Source organism: Synechococcus sp. WC10meta, assembly GCF_047461475.1.
Genome location: NZ_JANSHF010000008.1, coordinates 14,847 through 35,017, shown reverse-complemented (window position 1 = coordinate 35,017; position 20,171 = coordinate 14,847). Strand labels below are relative to the sequence as shown.

At 69.8% G+C, this 20,171-nt stretch carries 20 protein-coding genes; 2 read left to right on the top strand and 18 right to left on the bottom strand.

Translation table 11 applies throughout. From position 1 onward, the window contains the following. Positions 1–20: 20 nt before the first annotated feature. The 16 genes from NW804_RS05715 to NW804_RS05640 form a co-directional block, all read right to left on the bottom strand. Positions 21–962: a SpoIID/LytB domain-containing protein gene (locus NW804_RS05715; protein ID WP_414423075.1), complete on the bottom strand. Its 942-nt coding sequence runs from the start codon at positions 960–962 to the stop codon at positions 21–23. Between the two features lie 256 nt (positions 963–1,218). After that, positions 1,219–2,655, bottom strand: a complete 1,437-nt coding sequence (gene bshC, locus NW804_RS05710; protein WP_414423074.1) for a bacillithiol biosynthesis cysteine-adding enzyme BshC — start codon at positions 2,653–2,655, stop codon at positions 1,219–1,221. A gap of 25 nt (positions 2,656–2,680) precedes the next feature. Further along, positions 2,681–3,295, bottom strand: a complete 615-nt coding sequence (locus NW804_RS05705; RefSeq protein WP_414423073.1) for a Crp/Fnr family transcriptional regulator — start codon at positions 3,293–3,295, stop codon at positions 2,681–2,683. Positions 3,296–3,304: 9 nt separating this feature from the next. Beyond that, positions 3,305–4,123, bottom strand: coding sequence for a menaquinone biosynthesis family protein (locus NW804_RS05700; RefSeq protein ID WP_003043991.1), 819 nt, complete (start codon positions 4,121–4,123; stop codon positions 3,305–3,307). A gap of 5 nt (positions 4,124–4,128) precedes the next feature. Next, a complete protein-coding gene (locus tag NW804_RS05695) occupies positions 4,129–6,885 on the bottom strand; it encodes a hypothetical protein (protein WP_414423072.1) in 2,757 nt (918 codons plus the stop codon). A gap of 68 nt (positions 6,886–6,953) precedes the next feature. Next, positions 6,954–7,976 (bottom strand): 1,9-bis(guanidino)-5-aza-nonane synthase, encoded by a 1,023-nt coding sequence (locus NW804_RS05690; protein ID WP_053768594.1) that lies wholly within the window; start codon positions 7,974–7,976, stop codon positions 6,954–6,956. A gap of 61 nt (positions 7,977–8,037) precedes the next feature. Beyond that, positions 8,038–8,259, bottom strand: a complete 222-nt coding sequence (locus NW804_RS05685) for a hypothetical protein (protein WP_414423071.1) — start codon at positions 8,257–8,259, stop codon at positions 8,038–8,040. Beyond that, a complete protein-coding gene (locus tag NW804_RS05680; protein WP_003043981.1) occupies positions 8,259–9,149 on the bottom strand; it encodes a 2-hydroxyacid dehydrogenase in 891 nt (296 codons plus the stop codon). The genes NW804_RS05685 and NW804_RS05680 overlap by 1 nt, the downstream gene beginning before the upstream one ends. After that, positions 9,124–9,654: a GNAT family N-acetyltransferase gene (locus NW804_RS05675; RefSeq protein WP_314131087.1), complete on the bottom strand. Its 531-nt coding sequence runs from the start codon at positions 9,652–9,654 to the stop codon at positions 9,124–9,126. The genes NW804_RS05680 and NW804_RS05675 overlap by 26 nt, the downstream gene beginning before the upstream one ends. Before the next feature lie 3 nt (positions 9,655–9,657). Continuing rightward, complete coding sequence (locus NW804_RS05670) at positions 9,658–10,932, bottom strand: Glu/Leu/Phe/Val dehydrogenase (protein WP_314131088.1); 1,275 nt, start codon at positions 10,930–10,932, stop codon at positions 9,658–9,660. 9 nt (positions 10,933–10,941) lie between these two features. Beyond that, complete coding sequence (locus NW804_RS05665) at positions 10,942–12,138, bottom strand: Glu/Leu/Phe/Val family dehydrogenase (RefSeq protein ID WP_414423070.1); 1,197 nt, start codon at positions 12,136–12,138, stop codon at positions 10,942–10,944. An 87-nt stretch (positions 12,139–12,225) separates the two neighbouring features. Then, entirely contained in the window at positions 12,226–13,173 is a 948-nt protein-coding gene (locus NW804_RS05660; protein ID WP_414423069.1) for a polyprenyl synthetase family protein, read from the bottom strand. Positions 13,174–13,208: 35 nt separating this feature from the next. After that, a complete protein-coding gene (locus NW804_RS05655; RefSeq protein WP_414423068.1) occupies positions 13,209–13,643 on the bottom strand; it encodes a hypothetical protein in 435 nt (144 codons plus the stop codon). Continuing rightward, on the bottom strand, positions 13,640–14,275 hold the full coding sequence (locus tag NW804_RS05650) for a redox-sensing transcriptional repressor Rex (protein ID WP_314133232.1): 636 nt from the start codon (positions 14,273–14,275) through the stop codon (positions 13,640–13,642). Before NW804_RS05650 ends, NW804_RS05655 begins: the two co-directional genes overlap by 4 nt. Continuing rightward, positions 14,272–15,063: an SPOR domain-containing protein gene (locus tag NW804_RS05645; protein ID WP_414423067.1), complete on the bottom strand. Its 792-nt coding sequence runs from the start codon at positions 15,061–15,063 to the stop codon at positions 14,272–14,274. Before NW804_RS05645 ends, NW804_RS05650 begins: the two co-directional genes overlap by 4 nt. Before the next feature lies 1 nt (position 15,064). Further along, positions 15,065–16,408 (bottom strand): tetratricopeptide repeat protein, encoded by a 1,344-nt coding sequence (locus tag NW804_RS05640; RefSeq protein ID WP_414423066.1) that lies wholly within the window; start codon positions 16,406–16,408, stop codon positions 15,065–15,067. Between the two features lie 72 nt (positions 16,409–16,480). On the opposite strand from NW804_RS05640, the gene NW804_RS05635 reads away from it, so the two are divergent. Next, positions 16,481–17,017, top strand: coding sequence for an HNH endonuclease (locus tag NW804_RS05635; protein ID WP_053767578.1), 537 nt, complete (start codon positions 16,481–16,483; stop codon positions 17,015–17,017). Here the strand turns inward: NW804_RS05635 and NW804_RS05630 are convergent. Together NW804_RS05630 and NW804_RS05625 are read right to left on the bottom strand one after the other, a co-directional pair. Further along, on the bottom strand, positions 16,993–18,747 hold the full coding sequence (locus tag NW804_RS05630; protein WP_414423065.1) for a glycoside hydrolase family 13 protein: 1,755 nt from the start codon (positions 18,745–18,747) through the stop codon (positions 16,993–16,995). The genes NW804_RS05635 and NW804_RS05630 overlap by 25 nt on opposite strands. 9 nt (positions 18,748–18,756) lie before the next feature. Further along, the gene (locus NW804_RS05625) at positions 18,757–19,590 is read right to left on the bottom strand and encodes a DMT family transporter (protein ID WP_414423064.1); all 834 of its coding nucleotides are present in this window, start codon (positions 19,588–19,590) and stop codon (positions 18,757–18,759) included. A 46-nt stretch (positions 19,591–19,636) separates the two neighbouring features. Between NW804_RS05625 and NW804_RS05620 the strand changes: the two genes are divergently transcribed. Continuing rightward, positions 19,637–20,116, top strand: coding sequence for a hypothetical protein (locus NW804_RS05620; RefSeq protein ID WP_414423063.1), 480 nt, complete (start codon positions 19,637–19,639; stop codon positions 20,114–20,116). Positions 20,117–20,171: the final 55 nt, after the last annotated feature.

The window sequence follows — 20,171 nt, the reverse complement described above, 5'->3', positions numbered from 1 at the left end:
TACGTATCGTATCGGGGGGCTCAGCGCAGGGCTAAGGCGGGAGGGGAAGCCTGGCCGATGAGGAGGTCGGAGAGGGAGGTGCCGGGGAAGTAATGGCCCAGGATTTCCCGGTAGCCGAAGCCCGCCTCCGCCATCCCCTTGGCCCCCCACTGGGAGAGGCCCACCCCATGCCCCACCCCCTGGCCCACGGCCTCAAAGCCCTGGAAGTCCGCCAGGGCCGAGGGCAGGCCCATGAGGCGGAGGAGGCGCTGGGCCTCGGGACCCCGCACCTCCACCCCCATGAGGCGCACCCGGAAGACCCGGCCCGAGGCGGTCCTCTCCAGCACCTGGGGCGGGTCCTGGCTCCGGGGGGCGAGACCAAGGGATCTGAGGGCCTTTTCCGCCTGGGCCGGGCTCACCTGGTAGCGCCAGGAGGTTTTGCGGGTGTAGGGGTCGGGCCGGGGGCGCAGGTAGGGAAGGGCCTTCTGGAAGATCTCCTCGCTCCCCGCCGTCATGCCCCCGGAGTCGGCGTGGTAGAGGGCGGTGATGGCCTGCCCCCCGTAGCTCAGGACCTGGCCCCGGGTGGCGGCCACGGCCTCCTGGTACCGGGGCTTCTCGGCGGAAAGCCCCAGGTAGACCTGGCACCTTTCGTCGGCGCAGAGGTCGTAGGGGGCCCTGGGGTCCAGGCGGCTTACAGCGAAGGTGCGGGCCACCACCGCCTGGGCCTTCAGGGCCTCGAGGGGGAACCCCTCGGGCATCTCCCCCGGCAGGACCCCCAGGAGGTAGTCCTCCAGAAGGACCAGGTTCACCACCAGAAGCCTTCCCCCCTGGGGAAGGAGGCGCACCCCACCCCGGTAGGCCCGGCCCCCCAGGGTGAAGTAGGGCACCGGGAGGTCCAGGTAGGGGTAGGCCCGGCCCTCCACCACCACCCCCTCCCCGCCCAAAAGGGCCCGCACCTCCCCTTCCGGGGTCTTCAGGACCACGGTCTCGCCCCGGGGCGCCTCCCTGAGGAGCACCCGGAGGAGGAGGTCTTTCTCCTGGGTCCTCCCCGAGGGGAGGAGGGCGAGGGGAAGGAAAAGAGCCAGGAGGAGGAAGGCGAGGCGCTTCATACCCTGGCCCCATTTTATACGCTCCCCCCTTCTTTGGCCCCCATGCTGGCTGGGGCCAGTATGGGGCCAATAGGCTCTGGTACGTCCTTTTGGGACCCCCGCCGTGGCTCTTGCCGCGGCGGGGCACTTATCACAGCGGGATCACCGCCCGCCCCTCCAGGGGGGCCTCCTGGAGCCTTGCCAGGGCGTTCCCGTGGCGCAGGGCGTACATGGCGAAGGGGTAGACCCGCTCCTGGGGAAGGCCAAAAGGCCTCAGGTGGCGCTTAAGCCGCTCCAGGTGGTGGAGGAGGGTGGCGTCCTTGGCTAGCCTGGCCCGGAGGACCTTCTTAAGAAGCCTCTCCCCTTCCCCCTTAAGCCGGGCCCCGAAGCGGCGGAAGGGGCGGTCCAAGGTGGGCTCCAGGGCCCGGGCCCTTTCCCTTAAGGCCTCCACCTCCTTTTGGAGGTGGGCCAAGGCGCTTTCCACCTCCCGGAAGCCCTCGAGGGCCCCTCTGGCCGCCTCCAAGAAGGCCTCCTCCCCCCGGTCCACGAAGGCCCAGGGGTCCAGGGCGTAGCGCTCCAGGATGCGGCGGATGGGGGGTTCCAGGACCACCCCCTGCATCCTGAGGAAGAGGGCCGGCATGGGAAGGCCATAGAGGGCGTAGACCCGGGAAAGCTCCGCCACATAGCGGAACTCGTTGGGCCCCACCACGAAGCCCGCCGTGGGCAGGACCAGGTCCTGGAGCACAGGCCTCAGGCCCGCCGCCGGGGTGAGGCGGGCGGGATCGGCCTGGAGGATCTCCAGAAGCTCCTTCTTGCTGTAGCGGCGGACCCCGTCGGTGAAGCTTCCTTCGCTGTAGTGGAGGAGGCGGCGGGCGTCGGTCTCCAGGAAGAGGTTGGTGGCCCCGGGCTTCCGCCCCAGAGGGGGCTTGCCCCCCAGGGCCCGGATCCGGGCCGCCTCCTGGTTGATGGCCTCGGCGCTGGCCAGGGGGTCGGAAAGCTCCCGCTCCAGGGCCTCCCGGAAGAGGGGGGCGAGCTCCTCGGCCATGGGGTCAAAGGGGATGAGGCCCCGCTCCCCCAAAAAGGCGAGGAGCACCCGGGCGAAGAACTCGGAGAGGGTCTGGCCCTCGAGGGCGTAGGCCACCCGCTCTTCCCTGGCCCAGGGCCCCAGGAAGGCCACCAGGGCCTCCCGGTAGGGGGCTAAGGGGATGCGGCCCGAGGGCAGGGGGGGCAGGGGGAGGGAGAGGGTGCGGACCTCCTCGTCCAGGAGGAGGTGGAGGTGGCGCACCTCCTCCACATCGTGGTCCTGGGAGGCCACCCAGAAGACCCCCGCCGCCCCCACCCGCCCCGCCAGGCCCAAGGCGGTGTGGGCCTTGTAAAAGGTGAGGGCGGGGCCACCGAGAAGCCCCGCCTGCTGGCCCGTGACCACCGCCCCCACCTTCAGGGCGGCGAGGGCCTCCAGGACCGCCTTGGGGGCAGAGAGGCGCTTGAGGTAGGCTTCCAGGGCCCCGTTAAGCCCGGGGTGCCCCTCCCGGCCCAGGCGGGCCCTCAGGGCCTCCTCCCCTTGGGGGAGGTCCAGGAGCCGGGCCAAGGCGGCGGGTTCCACCCTTCCAAGCCTATAGGGCCTCGCCCAGGCGGGCAAGGGCCTTGGGGTCCAGGACCTGAAGCCGCCGGTAGCCCAGGTCCACCACGCCCCTAAGGGCCCACTCCCCCAGGAGCTTGGTCACCGTCTCCCGGGTGGCCCCCACCATCCGGGCCAGGTCCTGGTGGGAAAGCCCCACCTCGCCCGGCCCAAGGGCCAGGAGGAGGCGGGCCAGGCGCTGGGCTACGGAGAGGTGGCGCGCCTCCCAAAGCCGCGCCTCCGCCGCCTTGAGGCGGGCGTAAAGGGCCTTGAGGAAGAAGCCCTGGGCCTCGGGGAAGGCCTCGAGGAGGGCCGCAAGCTCCTCCTTGGGGGCGAAGAGGAGCTCGGCGTAGGTGAGGGCCGTGGCCGCCAAGGTGCGCGCCCTTTCCCCCACCAGGGCCTCCTCGCCAAAGAGCCCCCCAGGCCCCACCACGCCCAGGGTGGCGGGCTCCACCCGGGCGTCCCCTAGCCAGATGAACCCCTCCCGCACCAGGTAAAGCCCCTCCACCTCGTCCCCTTCCCGGTAGAGGACGCTTCCCCGCCGCACCCTTAGGGGCCTGAAGGCCCGGGCGGCCGCCTGGCGGGCTTTGGGGCCAAGCTCCTGGAACATGCCCTGAGTCTACAGAAAGAGGGGGGCCGAGGAGGAAGGCAAAAGCCCCCGGGCCTCGGCCTCGGCGAAGAGCCTTTCCACCGCCCTTTGCCCTTCCTCCCCCACGTCCAGGGAGTAGGCGTTCACGTAGGTGCGCACGTGGGCCCAGATGACCTCCTCGGAGAGCTCCTGGGCGTGGGCCTTGAGGTAAGGCAGGACCTCCTCGGGGTGGGCGTGGGCGTACTCTAGGCTCCGCCGCACCGCCCCGTCCAGGGCGCGGATGAGCTCCTCCCCCAGGTCCCGCCGGGCCAGGATGGCCCCCAGGGGCAGGGGCAGGCCCGTCCGCTCCTCCCACCACGCCCCCAGGTCCAGAAGCTTCACCAGGCCGTACTGGGGGTAGGTGAAGCGGCTTTCGTGGATGATGAGGCCCGCCTCCACCTCCCCCCGGGCCACCATGGGCAGGATCTGGTCGTAGCGCACCTCCACCGGCGAAAACCCCTCCCCGTAGAGGGAAAGGAGGAGGAAGGCCGTGGTGTTCCGCCCGGGGATGGCCACCCGCGCCCCCCGGAGGTCTCCCAAAGGCCCCCGGGCCACCAGGAGGGGTCCCACCCCCCGGCCCAGGGCCCCCCCGCTCCTCAAGGCCACATACCTCTCCCGCACCCGGCCGTAGGCGGCGTAGGAGAGCTTGGTGAGGGGAAGCCTGCCTTCCAGGGCCCAGCGGTTCAGGGTCTCCACGTCCTCCAAGACCACCTCCACCGGGCGGGGCGTCGCCACCAGGCCGTGGGCCAGGGCGTAGAAGATGTAGGTGTCGTTGGGGCAGGGGGAGTAGCCCAGCTTCAGAGCCTCCATAGGCCTCACTGTACCCCCTTGAGGGCCTTCTTGAAGATCTCCGGGGCGAAGGCCTTGAGGGCCCTCAAGAAGCCCGTGCTCCCCCGGGCCCGCCCGGGGATGACGTGGACGGGAACCCCCAGGCGCTCCGCCTCGAGGCGCACCGGCTCCGAGAGGTCGTGGCCCACGTAACTGGAGACGATCATGAGGCCGTGGGCCTTCTCCAGGCGGCCCAGGATGCGCCGTAAGGCCTCCTTCCCTACCCCGGCGGTGTCGGCATCGTACCAGTCCACCTTGAGGCCCCGGGCCTCCAAGAGGGGGGTGAGGCGGCTCCGGAGCTGGGTGTGCCCCCCCACCACCACCAGGTGCTCCCCGTGGAAGCGGGGCAAAGCCTCCTCCACGAGGGCCTCCTTCCCGGGAACCTGGGGGGCCTCCTCCCCAAGGGCCTTTAGGGCCTGGCTCACCTCCCTAAGCTCCTCCAGGTAGAGGGAAAGGCTCTCGTCGCCAGGCCGCAGGAAGAGGAGGTTCTTCAGGATCTCCCGGGCCTGGGCCAGGTCCTTCTCCCGGTAGAGGGCCACCTCCAGGGCCTTCTGCCAGTACTCCGCCGCCTTCTTCCACTCCCCTTTGGCCTCGTGGTGCTCCGCCAGGTCAAAGAGGACCTCCAGGGCCTGGGGGCGCTCCTGGTGCTCGGCCAGGAGAACCCTTTCCGCCTCCTCCACCCGGCCCGCCCCGTAGAGGGCCGCCAGGTACTGGCCCCGCACCGCCTCCGCCTCGGGGCTTTCCGGGAAGGCGCGGGAGAGGCGGTAGGCCAGGGCCAGAAGCTCCAGAGGGGGACTCGGCGTATGGGCCAGGGCCTGGTAGAGCACGCTGAAGGCGGCGAAGGGCCCCTCGAGGCGCTCCAGAAGGGCGAGAAGCCCCTTGAGGTCCGCCTCGGCCACCTCCTCCAGCCCCGCGTCCCGGGCCCGGGAGAGGAGTTCCCGGGCCAGCACCTCCTCCCCGCCCTTTAGGGCCTCCTGGGCCAGGCGGAAGAGGTAGGGGGCGGGGTAGGCCTTGAGGGCGTGGGCCCGCTTGTGGTCCCCCAGGACCTCCTTGAGGGGGCGCCTGAGGGCCCGCTTCACCTCCGCCAGGTGGTGGAAGGCCAGGCCCGCCACCTCCCCCTCCCCGTGGCGGCTCGCCCGCTCCAAAAGGCGCAGGGCCTCGTGAAGCCGCCCCTCCCGGCGGCGTAGGATGCCCAGGAGGAGAAGGGCCTCGGGGATCTCCTCCCGGGCCAGGGCCTCGGTCAGGTAGGGCTCCACCGCCTTCAGGTCCTCGCCCCGGTATTCCAGGGGGGAGCGCAGCCGAAGCCCGGCCAGGGCCAGGCCCAAGAAGCCCTCGGCTTCGCCCAGGTCGGCGAGCCTTCTGGCGTACCGCTTGGCCCGGGCGAAAAGCCCCTGGAGGAGGGCCGCCTTAAGCCCAAGCCGGAGCATCTCCCGGGTGAGGAGGCCCGGGGAGAGATCCTCCACAAACTCCGCCCGGCGGCTCACCTCCGCCCACTCCCCCTCCCGGGCGAAGCGGCGCATCCGCTCGGCGATGCGCTCCAGGGCCTCCCTGGCGTAGACCTCGGCCTCGGGAAGCCCGGACTCCACGAACTGCCTGAGGGCGTCGGCGTACCGCCCCTCCGCCAGGTAGACCCGCCCCAGGGCCAGGCGGTACCGCCCGCCCCGGGGGGCCAGGCCCTCGAGGCGGCGCTTGGCCCGCTCGTACTCCCCGAGCTCCACCAGGACCAAGGCCCTCAGGTCCTCAGCCTCCTCGGAAAAGGCCCGCTTCAGGGCCTCCTCCGCCTCGGCGTAGCGAGAGAGGGCGTAAAGGGCCCGCCCCCGCAGGTAGGCGGCCTCCCCTTCGGCCTCCTCGGGGACCCGGGCCAGGACCTCCTTGTAGGCCCCCTCTTCCAGGAGGGCCCGGACCTCCTCCAGGTCCAGCCCCCGAGCCATGACGGGCACAGGCTCGGCGAAGAGCTCCTCCAAGGCCTCCTCTTCCAGGAAGGCCTCCTCCAGGACCTCGGGCTTGCGGGCCAGGACCAGGAAGTACTCCCCCTCCCCCACCCGCTCCACCTGCCAAAAGCCCAGGCGCCTCAGCCCCTCCTCCACCCCTTCCGGGCTCTTCCCCAAAAAGGGGCCGTGGCCGTAGACGAGAAGCCCCCCCGGCCTTAAGAAGCGCACGAACTGGGGCAGGCGCTCAAAAAAGGAGAAGCGCTTCCAGAAGGCCTCGGGGGGCAGGCGGCTCTCCAGCTCCTGGTCCACCAGGCCCTCGGGAAAGACGGAGAGGAGGAGGAGGGTATCAAAGGGCGGCAGCTCCGCCTCCTCCGCCCAGCCCAGGTGCCAAGTCACCTCCGGCACCCGCTTCCTGCCGGCCTCCACCGCCTCTTCCACCCCGTCCAGGGCGTGGAAGGCGAGCTCCGGGCGCTTTAGTTTCAGGTACCCCACCAAAGCCCCGGTGAAGGCCCCCACCTCGAGGACCTCCCCCTCCAGCCTCCCCGGCACCTCCCTGGCGTAAAACTCCAGGAAGGGGAGGTGCATGCCGTAGACCAGGGCCTCCCCCTTGGGGACCTTCAGCACCTCCCGGTAGAAACTTCGCACCGCCTCCCTCCCCCCGCCTGAGAGGTAGGCCCGCCAGGCTCTGAGGAGGGGCTCCCGCTTGGCGGGGCTCCCCACCCTTTTGGCCACCTCGGCTTCAAACCGCCCGGGGGAAAGGGCGGCGGAAACGCCAAAGCGCTCCTTCAGGTAGGCCTTTAGCTCGTCGGGCATTTGCCAGGAGTCTACCAAAAGAAAGGGGGGCGGTAAAGCCGCCCCCAAAACTTGCCGCGGCGGGGTGCTTAAGCGGGCACTTCCGCCCGGAAGAGGTCGGCGTAGCGGCGCTTGGCCCTCATGGGGGCCCGGTGCCACACGTAGGAGGCCAGGAGGGGGAAGGCCAGGGTGGCCTCGGCGAAGACCATCTGGGAGAGGGCGGCGTCCACCTTGCCCCAGCTCTGGGCCTCGGAGAGGGTGGAACCGGAAAGCCCCCCGTCCCGCTCATCGGCCACGGTGATCTGGATGGCGTACTTGTGCATCTCCACCTGATGGCCCAGCACCTCGGCGGCCACCACGATGTCCTGGGCGAAGTTCTTGGGCACCCCGCCCCCCAGCATCACCAGGCCCGTGGTCCCCGCCTTCAGCTTGATCTCCGTGAGCTCGCGGAAGTCGGCCACGGAGTCTATGGTGACGTGGGCCTCGGGGCGCTTGACCTGGTGGTAGACCAGCCCAAAGCCCGCCGAGGAGTCGGAGAAGGCGGGGACGAAGATGGGCACCCCCTCCTCGTAGGCGGCCCGGACGATGCTCCTCTCCCCCAGGCCCCTTTCGGCCAGGTAGCGGCCCATGTGCCAGATGAACTCCCGGCTGGAGTAGGGGCGGGGCGGGAGGGCGTCGGCGATCTCGGCGATGGTGTAGTCGGTGTGGCGAAGCTCTTCCTCGTCAATGTAGGTGTCGTAGATGCGGTCAATCCAGAGCCGCCTTAAGGTTTCGTCGTCGGCCTTGGGGTCCCCCTGGTAGTGGCGGTGGCCCAGGGCCTCAAAGAAGTCCTGGTCCACGATGTTGGCCCCCGTGGCCACGATGGCGTCCACCAGGCCCTTACGGATGAGGTCGTGGATGATGAGGCCCTGCCCGGCGGAAACCAGGCTCCCCGCCAGGGTGAGGATGACGGCGGCGTCGTCCTCCAGCATCTTCAGGTAGATCTCCGCCGCCCGGTAGAGGTTCCTGGCCTGGAAGGCGGTCCTGCCCATGGCCTCCAGGATGGGCCCGGCGTCAAAGGCCTTGATGTCAATGGGGACCACGGGCGTAGAGAGGAGGTCCTTCTTCTGCATCGTTCTCCTTTCTACGCGGGGTGGGCGTAGGGCGGCTCCCCCCCTTTGGCGCCCCCTGCCTTTAGGCAGGACCCCCAGTATACCACCCGCCGGCGATGGGGGGGTAGACCTCCAGGGGGCCTTCCACCTCCTCGTCCAGGTCCACCACCCGGTCGCCCACGGCGAGAAGCCAGGCCTCCTCCAGGGGGATGCCGAGCTTCCCCAGGGCCTCCCTGGGGGTTTTGGCCTCCACCTCGAGGCGTTCCCCAAACCGCCTCAGGTCGCCGTGGAGGATGACCCGCATCAATACCCCTCCCGCACCACGTTGAGAAGGGGCTCCCCCCGCAGGTACCGCCTTACCTGCTCCGAAAGGAAGCGGGCCGCCCGGCGGTGAAACCCCTCGGAAAGCCCAGCCACGTGGGGGGTGAGGAGGAGGCCCGGGGCCCGCCAGAGGGGGTGGTCCTCGGGCAGGGGCTCGGGCTCGGTCACGTCCAAGGCGGCCCGGATGCGGCCCGCCTTCAGGGCCTCGAGGAGGGCCTCCGCGTCCACCAGCCCGCCCCGCCCGGCGTTCAGGAGGAGCGCCCCCTCCTTCATGGCCAGGAGGAAGTCCCGGTCCACGATCCCCTTGGTCTCGGGGGTGAGGGGAAGGAGGAGGACCACGGCGTCTGCCCGGGGCAGGAGGTGGGGCAGGTCCTCCCGGGTGTAGACCCCGGGCCTGGGGTGCTTGGCCACGGGCAGGACCTCCACCCCAAAGGGCCTAAGCCTCGCCTCCACCGCCCGCCCAATGGAGCCGTAGCCCAGGAGGAGAACCGCCTTGCCCTCCAGGTCGGCGAGCCTCCTAGGCGCCCAGCGGGCCTCCTCCTGGGCCTTCAGAAAGCCCGGCAGGTCCTTGAGGAGGGCCAGGAGGGCCATGACCACCCACTCGGCCACCGGGGCGTCGTGGATGCCGGAGCCGTCCGCCAGGACCACCCCTTCGGGGATGAGGGGCAGGATCCAGTCCACCCCGGCGGAGAGGGTCTGGACCACGCGGACCTCCACCTCCGAAAGGACCTTTCGCACCTGCGCCTCCTGGCCGAAGGGGGGGATGAAGAAGTCCACCGCCTTGGGCCAGGGCTCGTCCAGGAAGCGCACCTCCACCCCCTCGGGCAGGAGGGCGAAGACCTCTTCCCTAAGCCTCGGGGCCAAAATCCTCACGGCGCACCTCCATGTACACGTCCTCCTTTCCCTTGGGCCCGGGGCCCAGGCCCACCTCCCGGAAGCCCGCCTTAAGAAAGGCCCGCCTGGCCCTCAGGTTGTGGGCGAAGGTGCGGAGCCTCACCCGCTTGAGGCCCAGGGGGCCAAAGGCGTAGGCCAAGGCCGCCCGCACCGCCTCGGTGCCGTAGCCCTGCCCCCAGCGGTCCTTGCGGCCGATCAGGATGCCCAAGGTGGCCTGCTCCCCGGGGAGGATATCGTAAAGCTCCACCGTCCCCAGGTACTCCCCCTTCTCGTCCAGAACGATAAAGGCCAGGCGGTCCTTGCGCTTGGTCTCGGCCAGGACGAAGCGCTTGAAGAGCCAAAAGGGGGTGCGCAGGGGGCTTGAGCCGTTCCACTCGGCGATCTCGGGGTCGCGGAAGGTCTCGTAAAGCCCCTTCCACTCCTCCTCGGAAAGCCCAGAGGAGAAGGGCTTCAGGACCACGCGGCCATAGCGGGGCCAGTCCACACCCTAAGGGTAAAGCCCCCGGAGGGCCCGGGCCTCGAGGACCCGGGTGGCCGCCACCACGTAGGCGGCGGTGCGCAGGGAGATCCTCTTCTCCTCCGCCACCTGCCACACCGCCTCAAAGGCGTTCCTAAGGACCCTCTCCAGGCGGGCGTTGATCTCCTCCTCGGTCCAGAAGTAGGAGTTGAAGTCCTGGACCCACTCAAAGTAGCTCACGGTCACGCCCCCGGCGTTGGCGATCACGTCCGGCACCACCAGGACCCCCTTCTCCTGGAGGATGTCGTCGGCGGCGGGGGTGGTGGGGCCGTTGGCCCCCTCGGCCACGATGCGGGCCTGGATGCGCCAGGCGTTGTGCTCGGTGATCTGCTTCTCCAAAGCGGCGGGGATGAGGAACTCGGTGGGGAGGGCCCAGAACTCGGCGTTGGGCAGGGGCTCCGCCTTGGGGTAGCCCCGCACGCCCCCCATCTCGGCCACGTAGCGGGCCAGGTCGTAGGGGTCCATGCCCGCCTCGTTGTAAATGGTGCCCGTGTGGTCCTGTACGGCGATGACCCTGGCCCCGTGGTCGTGGAAGGTGCGGGCGGCGGCGCTCCCCACGTTGCCGAAGCCCTGGAGGATGACCCGGCTCCCCTCCACGGGAAGGCCGATCTTGGCGGCGGCCGCAGCGGCGGTCACGAAGACTCCCCGCCCCGTGGCGTCCCTTCGGCCCAAAGAGCCCCCCAGGGCGATGGGCTTCCCCGTCACCACCCCGGGGACGGTGCGGCCCACGTTCATGGAGAAGGTGTCCATCATCCAGGCCATCTCCCGCTCTCCGGTGTTCACGTCGGGAGCGGGAATGTCCCGGTCGGGCCCCAGCAGGATGCCGATCTCCGAGGTGTAGCGGCGGGTGAGGCGCTCCAGCTCGTGGCTGGAGAGCTTCTTGGGGTCAACCCGGATGCCGCCCTTGCCCCCGCCATAGGGCAGGCCCACGGCGGCGTTTTTTATGGTCATCCAGGCGGCCAGGGCCATGACCTCGGAGAGGGTCACCTCGGGATGGTAGCGCACCCCGCCCTTGGCCGGCCCCCGGGCGGTGTTGTGGTGCACCCGGTAGCCCTCAAAGTGGGCCACGGTGCCGTCGTCCAGGTGGATGGGCACGTCCACGATCAGGATGCGTTTGGGCCGCTTGAGGCTCTCCGCCAAGGGGGCGAGCCGCCCCAGGTAGGGGATGACCCGGTCCACCTGCTCCGTGAAGATCTCCCAGGGTCCGCCGTCCTTGCCCAGGTAGGAAAGGGGTTCGCTCTTCATACGCGCTCCTTAGGGGTACACGCCGCGAAGCCGGGTGGCCTCGTTGAGCCTCTCCAGGGCCAGGGCCAGGGCCCCGGTGCGCAGGTCGCCCCCAAGGGCCTCCGCCCTGGCGCACACCTCGGCCACCGCCTTGGCCACGCTCTTGGCGAAGCGTTGCCGCACTTCCTCCTCGCTCCAGAAGAACATGTTGAGGTCCTGCACCCATTCCAGATAGCCTGCCAAAAGCCCCCCGCCCCCGGTGAGGAGGTCGGGGACCACCAGAACGCCTTTGCCCAGGAGGTAGGCCTCCGCCTCGGGGGTGAGGCCGAAGTTGGCGGCCTCCAGGACCGCCCGGGCCTGGACCGCCTTGGCCCCCTCCCCGTCCAGGCCCCCCTCGAGGGCCGCCAGGACCAGGTAGTCCACGGGTAGGGCGAAGAGCTCCTCGGCGGCAAGGTCGTAGCGGGGAAGCTCCCCCGTGGCCTCGTAGTGGCGGAGCACCGCCTCCACGGGAAGGCCCTCCTCCTGGTACATGGCCCCCCGGGAGGTGGAGACCGCCACCACCTTGAGCCCCAAGGCGGCGGCGTGCAGGGCGAAGGTGCCCCCCACCTGGCCGAAGCCCTGCACGGCCACCCGGGCCCCCTCGAGGGGAAGGCCCCGCCTCCCCGCCAGCTCCAGGAGGACCCGGGCCACCCCGTACCCGGCGGCGTCGTCCCGGCCCTCGGTGCCCCCCAGGGCGTGGGGCTTCCCCGTGACCACCCCGGGCACCGTGGAGCCCACGGTCATGGAGTAGGTGTCCATGATCCAGGCCATGGTCTGTTGGTCCGTGCCCACATCGGGGCCCAGGATGTCCATGTCGGGGCCGATCAGGTTGACGAGCTCGGCGGTGTAGCGCCGCACCAGCCGCTCCAGCTCCCGCTTGGAAAGGGCCTTGGGGTCCACGGCCACCCCGCCCGCCGCGCCGCCAAAGGGCAGGTCGTAGACGGCCGCCTTCAGGGTCATCCAGGCGGCCAGGCCCGCCGTCTGCCCCAGGGTGACCGAGGGGTGGAGGCGCACCCCCCCTTTGGCGGGCCCCCGGGCGATGTCGTGGACCACCCGGTAGCCCTGGAAGACCCGCACCTTGCCGTCGTCCATGACCACGGGCAGGGACACGGTGACCAGCCTCTTGGGGTGGGCCAGATACTCCACCGTGGTGGGGTGGATCTTCGCCACCTTCAGGGTTTTCTCCAAACGCTCCAGGAAGGCGTCCCAAAGGCCAGGATCGTCTGGGGGGCGGTACGCGGGGATGGCCATGCTCTCACCGAGGGGATTATACCCCTAGGCGAGCCTCTTCCCTTCGGCCAGGGCCAGGTCCTTTAGGGCCTCCTTGTAGGGGGAGTCGGGAAGGGGGTCCAGGGCCTCCGCCGCCAGGAGGGCTCGCTCCCGGATCCGGGCCTCCACCTCCTCCGCCACCCCGCTTTCCCGGGCTAAGGCCCTGAGCCGCTCCAGATCCCCCGCCTCCCCGCCCCGCCTTTTGAGGATGGCCCTCACCTCGGGGAAGCGCTCCATGAGGAGGAGGGTGAGGAGGGTGGCCTTGCCCTCCCGCACGTCCCCGCCCACGGGCTTGCCCAGGGCCTCGGGGCTTCCCATGAGGTCCAGGTAGTCGTCCCGCATCTGGAAGGCCTGGCCGTAGAGGAGGCCAAAGCGCCTGAGGGCCTCCCGCCACGCCCCCTCGAGGCCCTTCAGCAGGGCGGGGCCCTCCGTGGCCAAGGCCATGAGGGCGGCGGTCTTGGCGGTGATGATCCTCTCGTAGTTTTCCAAAGAATAGTCCTCCAGGGCGGCCACCTGGAACTGCAGGACCTCCCCCTCGGCCAGAACCCGGGCCGTCTCGGCGAAGGCCTCCACCAGCTCCAGGCTTCCCGTTTTGGCCACCACGTGGAGGAGTCGGGAGAGGAGAAAGTCCCCGGAGAGGACGCTCACCGCGTTGCCGTAGCGGCGGTAGGCGGCCTCCTTCCCCCGCCTGAGCTCCGCCTCGTCAATGAGGTCGTCGTGGAGGAGGGTGGCGGAGTGGAGGAGCTCCACCGCCAGGGCCAGCTCCAGCTCAAAGGGGGCACCCCCAACGGCCCCCGAGGCCAGGAAGACGAGCCTTGGGCGGATGCGCTTTCCCCCCGCCGTCACCAGGTCCTGGTGGATGAGCCGAACGAAGAGGACCTCCGAGCGCACCAGCTCCGAAAGGGCCTCTTCAAAGGCGGCGAGCTTGGCCTCGAGGGGCAGGGGCTTGACCACCCCCTGAGTATACCCCGCCCCACGCCAGGGACCTTTCAGTAGACCTCTATAGGGGCGGGGAGGTTAACCACCTTGGACTGGCCGTTGGCGGAAACCGTCCGGTACTTGACCACCTGAACGGGGGCAAGGAGAGCTGTGGTCCGCTTGAAGTAGGAGCGGACAACCGGACCGCAGGGGTCTTGGGCCGAGGGGGGACAGGCCTGGGGGATGACGAAAGGAGCATCCACTGGCTGATTAGAGGCGTTCAGGAGCACCACCGACCCAGCCCCCGAGCCTGGGAGGGCGTAGAGGCGAATCTCGTACGTGTAAACGTAGAAGGTGTTGTTGTTCTGGTCGGTTTCAGTGGTGAAGGAGAAGTTCTCCCGGGCCACCAAGACCGTGGGTCCCCCAAAAATGACCCCGCCTTCAAAGAAGTTGCTGCAGCCCGCCAAAAGACCAACCAATAACAGAAGCGCTCCAACCCTTTTCATCCCACCATCTCCTCTCCCCACTTGGGGTTCAGTATAAAGAAAGCCAGCCGGGTAAGTCCAGCCAGGAAGTCCACGTTCTCCACCGCTACCTCTTTGGGCACCTCGAGGACCACCGGAGCGAAGTTGAGGATGCCCTTGATCCCCGCCCGCACCAGCTGGTCCGCCGCCTCCTGGGCCGCCTCCCGGGGGACGGTGAGGAGGGCGATCTCTATCCGGCCCGGGACCCTCTGGGAAAGGGCCTCCATGGGCTCAATGACCCCCCTTCCCACGGGCTTGCCGATCTTCTCCGGGTCCACGTCAAAGAAGCCCCGGAGCTCAAAGGTCTCGCCAAAGCCGGGGTAGTCGGCGAGGGCGCTCCCCAGGCGGCCCATGCCCACGATGGCGAGGCCCCACCTGCGGTTCAGGCCCAGGATGTGGCGCAGTTCCCGCTTGAGGACGGGCACGGTGTACCCCACCCCCCGGGTGCCGTAGGAGCCGAAGTAGGAGAGGTCCTTGCGCACCTGGAAGGCGGTCACCTGGGCCTCCTCCGCCAACTGCTCCGAGCTGGTGCGGTGGATGCCCTTGGCCTCCAGCTCCTCCAGGATGCGCAGGTAGGTGATGAGGCGGCTGATGGCGGCGCTGGGAACCTTCATGGCACCTCCACGGCCTCGAGGCCCAGGGCGGCTACCTTGGCCTTCACGGCTTCCTTTTCCTCGGGGGAGACCGGGCCCACCCGCACCCGGTAGACCCCGTCCTTCACCAGGACCACGGGAAGCCCCACCTCCTTCAGCTTACCCGCCAGGGCCAGGGCGTTCTCCTCCTTCTGGAAGGCCCCCACCTGGAGGTAAAGCCTCCCCTCCTGGGGCGCCGGGGCCTCCCCCCGGTAGACCTGGGCCCCGTAGGCCTTTAGGGCCTCGGCCACCCGCCTGGCCTCGGCCTCGCTGGCGTAGGGGCCCACCACCACCCGGGTCAGGTTCCCGCTGGCCTCGAGGCGGGCCGGGTACCCTTTGGCCGCAAGCTCCCGGGAAAGCTTGAGGGCGTTTTCCGGGTTGGCGAAGGCGCCCACGGCCACGCGGTAGCCTCCCCCCGGCGCTGGCGCCTTGGGCGGGGCCTGGGTGGGCTCGGCGGGCTTGGGCTTGGCCTCCTGGGCCGCCTTTGGCTTGGCCTCCGGGGCGGGCTGGGGCGCCGCTTCCGAGGGGGCCTGGGGCAGGGGTATCACCGTCACCACGGGCTCAGGGGGCTTGGCCTCCTCCGGGGCCGGGCTTGGGGGCGCCGGGGCCTGGGAAGAAGGGGGCTGGACCTGGGGAACCGGGGGGGGCGAGGCCGCCTGGGGCCGGGCGAAGGGGTTGATGCCGGTCAGGTAGAGGACGATCCCCGCCGCCACCAGAGCGATCAGGAGAAAGATGAGGGCGTCCAGCCAGTTCTCCCGTAGCCAGCGCATCCTACCTCCCAAGAAGGCCCTGGGCCTCCTTGGAGCCCAGGGCGGCGGCCTGCCTAAGGGCCCGCTCCGCCTCCCCGTCCCGGCCCAGGGCCTTTAGGGCCAGGCCCAGGTTGTACCAGGCGGAGGCTTCCCTAGGAAGGCGGGCCAGAACCTCCCGCAGGACCAGCTCGGCCTCGCCGTACCGCTTCAGGGCCACAAGCCCGGCGGCCAGGTTGCTCCCCACCCTGGGGTCCCGCCCCGCCTCGTAGAGGGGCCGGAGGAGGGCCACGGCCTCCTCCGCCCGGCCCAGCTCCAGGAGAATGCTCCCTCGAAGGGCCTGGGCCTCAGGGGTTTCGTTCCCCTCCAGAAGCTTTAGGGCCTCCTCCTTTTTGCCCAGGGCGTAGGCGGCCTGGGCCTGGAGGAAGGTTCCCGGGGGACCGGCCTCGCCGGCGTAGCGGTAGGCGTTCTTGTGGTCCCCAAGCTTCAGGTAGGCGGCGGCCAGGGCCAGGGCCACCTCGGGCTCGGGGCTCGCCCGGTAGGCGGCCAGGAGGTGGGGCAGGGCTCCCCGGGCGTCCCCCGCCCGGAGCCTGGCCTGGCCCAAGAGGAAGGCCGCCTCCCAGAGGGCGGGGTCCAGGGCGTAGGCCTCCTTGAGGAGGGGCTCGGGGTTTGGGGAAAGAAGGGCCTTGCGGAGGAGAAGCCTGGCCCTGGGCTTGCCCTCCACCTGGGCTAGGCCCCGGTCCAGCTCCCGCAGGGCCCTTTCCTTCAGGCCCTCCTCCGCCAGGATGCGGGCCAGGAGCTCCCAGGCCTCGGCCCGCTTGGGGTCCTGGTTCAGAAGGCCGTAGAGGACGGGGACCGCCTCGGCCCGGCTGCCGGCGGCGTAGAGGGCCTGGGCCAGGGCCAGGCGGTAGGCGGGGCTTCGCTCGCCAGTAAAACCCTTCTTCAGGGCTTCGGCCGCCTCCTTGGCCCTTCCCGCCTGGGTAAGGGCGGCCGCCAGGCCCAGGTAGGCCTCCTCCGTGGGCCTTAAGGAAACCGCCTTCTGGAAGGCCTCCACCGCCTCGGCGGGCTTGCCCAGGCGCAGGTAGACCTGGCCCAGGTTGAAGTGGCCCTCGTAGCGGTCGGGGAAGACCCGGGTCATCTGGTCAAAGGCGAAGCGGGCCTCCTCGAGGCGCCCCGCCCGAAAGAGGGCCACCCCCAGGCCCAGGTGGGCCTCAAAGAGGCCGTAGTCCTGGGCCAGAACCTCCTCGTAGGCCAAGGCGGCCTTCTCGTAATCCCCGGCCTTCAGAAGGGCCTCCGCCTTCTCCAGGGAAGGGGCGGCCAGGGCCAGAGAGAGGAGAAGGGGCAGAAACGGAAGCGGTCGTTTCAACATAGGGGCCTCCAAACCCATCGTTGCCCTAAGCATAGCACAGCTCCAGAGGAAGGGGTTTGCTATTCTGAAAGCGTGGGGCCAGCCGAGGAAAAGCCCCTAAACCTGGACGCCCCCCGGGTGCTGGTCCTGAACGCCGCCTACGAGGTCCTGGGCCTGGCCAGCGTCAAGCGAAGCGTTCTTTTGGTCCTCTCGGGGGGCGCGGAGATGCTTGCGGAAAGCGGGCGCTTCCTCCACACCCCCTCCACCAGAATCCCCGTCCCCAGCGTCATCCGGCTGAAGCGTCTGGTCAGGCGGGGGCCTGCCCGCGTTCCCCTGAACCGCCGCAACGTCCTCAGGCGGGACCGCTACACCTGCCAGTACTGCGGCCGCCAGGGGGGCGAGCTCACCGTGGACCACGTCCTCCCCAAAAGCCGGGGGGGCAGGAGCACCTGGGAGAACCTGGTGGCCGCCTGCCGGGCCTGCAACCTCAAGAAGGGGGACCGCACCCCCGAGGAGGCGGGCATGCGCCTCCTCAAGCCCCCCAGGCCCCCCCGCCTTCCCCTCTTCCTCTCGGACCTCAAGGAGATCCCCGAGGCCTGGAGGCCCTATCTGGAAGCTTTCTTGAGGTAAAGGAAGCCCAGGGGCTTGACCTCCGCCTGCCCCTCGTAGACCTGTCCGGAAAAGAGGTCCCGCCAGGCCCCCTGGGGCAGGGGTAAAGAGGCGGGGGCCTTCTGGTTGTTGAAGGCGAGGAGAAGCCTCCCCTCCCCTTCCCCCCGGAAAAAGGACAGGAGCCCCCCTTCGGCCAGATAGGTGGCGAAGGGCCCCTTCAGGGCGGGCTCCTCCGCCTTGAGGCGGTAAAGGCCCTGGAAAAAGCCCCGCATCCCGGAATCGCAAGTCCCCCAGGGAATGGGCCGCCGCTGGAGGTCATCGGGGTCCTTCTCTCCCCAAAGGGCGCACTCCTCCCCCTGGAAGACCACCGGGGTCCCGGGAAGGCCGAAGAGGAGGGCCCAGGCCAGGCGGGCTTTGGCCGCGTCCCCGCCCAGGTCGGAAAGGAGGCGGGAGGTGTCGTGGGAGCTGATGAGGTTGAAGCCCATGGCCGAGGCGGCCTCGGGGTAGAGGGCGTAGGCCTCGGAAAGGAGGGTGAGGGCCCTAGGCCCGCCGAAGAGGGCGGGGTGGAGGCCCTGGGCGTAGCGGAGGACGATGTCCCGGCCGAGGGCGTAGTTCATAAGGCTGTCAAAGGCCTCCTCCCCCACCCAGTCCGGGGCCCGCCGCCAGATCTCCCCCACCAGGTAGGCCTCGGGGTTGATGGCCCGCACCCTGGCCTTCAGCTCGCGGAAGAAGGCCTTGGCCTCGAGGAGGTCCTCGGGCACGTCCACCCGGATGCCGTCAAAACCAAAGCGCACCCAGCGCTCCGCCACGGAGAGGAGGTAGGCCCGCACCTCGGGGTTGGCGGTGTTGAGCTTGGGCAGGCTCCCCACCCCCCACCAGGCCTCGTAGGCGCCGGCGTCCCCCGGCTTGAAGGGGTAGCGCTTGACGAAGTACCAGTTCCAGTAAGGCGAGGCCCGGCCCCGCTTCACCACGTCCTGGAAGGCGAAGAAGCCCAGGCCCGTGTGGTTGGGCACGAAGTCAAAGAGGACCCGGATCCCCAGGGCGTGGGCCCGGTCCAGGACCCGGCGCAGAAGGGCCTCGTCCCCCAGGCGGGGGGCCACCTGCAGGTAGTCGTGGGTGTCGTAGCCGTGGGCGCTCCCCGAGCGGAAGATGGGGTTCAGGTAGAGGAGGCCCACCCCCAGCTCCTTCAGGTAGGGAAGCCGCTCCTCAAGCCCCGCCAGGTCCCCCCCGTAGTACTGGTGGCAGCAGTGCATGGGGCCCGGGGGGTCCTGCCAGCGGGCGAGGTAGGGCCTGGGGCCCCCCTTCTCCTGCCAGACCTGGTTGAAGTTGTACTCGTCGTCGGAAAGGGCCAGGGCGTCGTTCCCGGGGTCGCCGTTTTGGAAGCGGTCGGGGAAGACCTGGTACCCGCCCCTCACCCCCACCCAGGCCAGGGCGCGGAAGGGGTGGGCGGGAGGGCGGTAGGGACCCAGGCGCTTCTCCCCCGCCTTCGTCTTCAGGCGGATCTCGTAGGGGCCAAGCTCCGGCAAAAGGCCCCGCCACACCTCCTTGCCGGAGAAGGCCAGCTGGCGGGCCATGGGAAAGGCCCTTCCCCCCTGGAGGAGCGCCGCCTCCCGCACCTCCTCCGCCCCAGCGAGAAGGCGCACAGAATACCCCTCGGGCAGGGCGGAGAACTGGGCGGGGTCCAAAGGGTCGTGGGTCTGGGCCAGGGCCAGGCCCAGGAATAGGGCCAGGGCGAGGTGGAAGCGCTTCATGGCCAGAGTCTACCGCCGCACGCTGAGAAGGACGGCCAGGAGGATGAGGCCCGCCCCCAGGTAGCCCAGAGGGGAGAGGACCTCCCGGAAGAGGAGGAAGGCGAAGAGGTTGGCCACCACGGGCTCGAGGGTGGCCAAGACGCTGGCCCGGGTGGCGGGAAGCCGCCTGAGGCCGGCGTAGTAGGCCAGGTAGGCCCCGTAGGTGGAAAAGGCCCCCAGGAAGAGGAGGGCCCACAGGGCTTTTTGGCTCAAGGGGACGAAGTCCACGAAGGGCAGAAGCCCCAAAGCCCCCACGGGCAGGGCGTAGAGGAAGAGGGTGGGGGTGGCGTACCGGGGCAGGTAGAGCTTGCCGAAGATGTAGTAAAGGGCGTAGGTGAAGCCGGAAAGGAGGCCGAAGAAAAGGGCGGGAAGGAGGGCCTTCACCTGGCTACCCCCGCCCAGGCCCATGAGGCCCACCCCCAGGAGGGTGAGGGCCACGGCCAGAAGGCCTAAGGCGTCCAAGGCCTCCTTCAGGACCAGGCGGGAGAGGAGGGCCACAAAGGCGGGGGCGGTGTAGAGGAGGACCGAGGCCAAAGCGGCCCCGCCGTAGTTCACCGCCAGCTGGTAGGAGCCATAGAACAGGGAAACCCCCACCAGGCCGAAGAGGAAGAGGGCGGGGAGGTCCTTGGGAAGAAGGCGCACCTGGCGCAGGATTAGGGCGTGGAGGGCGAAGAAGGCCCAGGCGATGACCGCCCGGTAAAGGGCCACCAGAAGGGGAGGTAGCCCCTCCCCGAAGGCCAGGCGGCTCACCGGCCCCAGAAGTCCCCAGAGGAAGGCCGCCAGGAAGAGGTACAGGTAGCCCATGGGGCCTAGAGTATAATGCCGCCGGTGTCTCTACGGAGGTAGCCCTATGAGCGGCCGAACCCTTTTCGCCCTTCTCGTCCTCCTCCTCCTCGCCCTCTTCGCCTGGCTCAACTGGGGGGAGATCACCAGGCCTACCCCCCTTTCCCTGGGCCTCACCCGGGTGGAGGCCCCCCTGGGGCTTTTGCTGGTCATCGCCTTGGGGGTGGTCTCCCTCCTCTACCTCATCTTCACCATCGGGCTGGAGACCGCCGCCCTTCTGGAGGTGAAGCGGTACGCCCGGGAGCTCCTTCACTACAAGAAGCTGGCCGAAGACGCCGAGCAAAGCCGCTACACGGAGCTCAGGCGGTACCTGGAGGCCGAGCTAGCGCGCCTGGCGGAGGCGGAGCGGGAGGAGATCCGGGCCCTCGAGGCCCGGGTGGAGGAGCTTTTGGAAAAGCACGGCAACACCCTGGCCGCCTACATCGGCGAGCTGGAGGACCAGATCCTGAGGCTTATGAAGCCGGAAAAGGGCGAGGGGGCGGGCTAAAGCCCACCCCCCAAAGAGGAAAGAAAGGGTTTAGGCCCCCATGCTGGCTTAGGCC

Coding starts and splice junctions, on each gene's coding strand:
- NW804_RS05670 (WP_314131088.1), bottom strand. CDS start 10,932: ATGAAGAGCGAACCCCTTTCCTACCTGGGCAAGGACGGCGGACCCTGG.
- NW804_RS05625 (WP_414423064.1), bottom strand. CDS start 19,590: ATGGGCTACCTGTACCTCTTCCTGGCGGCCTTCCTCTGGGGACTTCTG.
- NW804_RS05630 (WP_414423065.1), bottom strand. CDS start 18,747: ATGAAGCGCTTCCACCTCGCCCTGGCCCTATTCCTGGGCCTGGCCCTG.
- NW804_RS05650 (WP_314133232.1), bottom strand. CDS start 14,275: ATGAAGGTTCCCAGCGCCGCCATCAGCCGCCTCATCACCTACCTGCGC.
- NW804_RS05620 (WP_414423063.1), top strand. CDS start 19,637: ATGAGCGGCCGAACCCTTTTCGCCCTTCTCGTCCTCCTCCTCCTCGCC.
- NW804_RS05695 (WP_414423072.1), bottom strand. CDS start 6,885: ATGCCCGACGAGCTAAAGGCCTACCTGAAGGAGCGCTTTGGCGTTTCC.
- NW804_RS05685 (WP_414423071.1), bottom strand. CDS start 8,259: ATGCGGGTCATCCTCCACGGCGACCTGAGGCGGTTTGGGGAACGCCTC.
- NW804_RS05655 (WP_414423068.1), bottom strand. CDS start 13,643: ATGAAAAGGGTTGGAGCGCTTCTGTTATTGGTTGGTCTTTTGGCGGGC.
- NW804_RS05640 (WP_414423066.1), bottom strand. CDS start 16,408: ATGTTGAAACGACCGCTTCCGTTTCTGCCCCTTCTCCTCTCTCTGGCC.
- NW804_RS05705 (WP_414423073.1), bottom strand. CDS start 3,295: ATGTTCCAGGAGCTTGGCCCCAAAGCCCGCCAGGCGGCCGCCCGGGCC.
- NW804_RS05700 (WP_003043991.1), bottom strand. CDS start 4,123: ATGGAGGCTCTGAAGCTGGGCTACTCCCCCTGCCCCAACGACACCTAC.
- NW804_RS05690 (WP_053768594.1), bottom strand. CDS start 7,976: ATGCAGAAGAAGGACCTCCTCTCTACGCCCGTGGTCCCCATTGACATC.
- NW804_RS05645 (WP_414423067.1), bottom strand. CDS start 15,063: ATGCGCTGGCTACGGGAGAACTGGCTGGACGCCCTCATCTTTCTCCTG.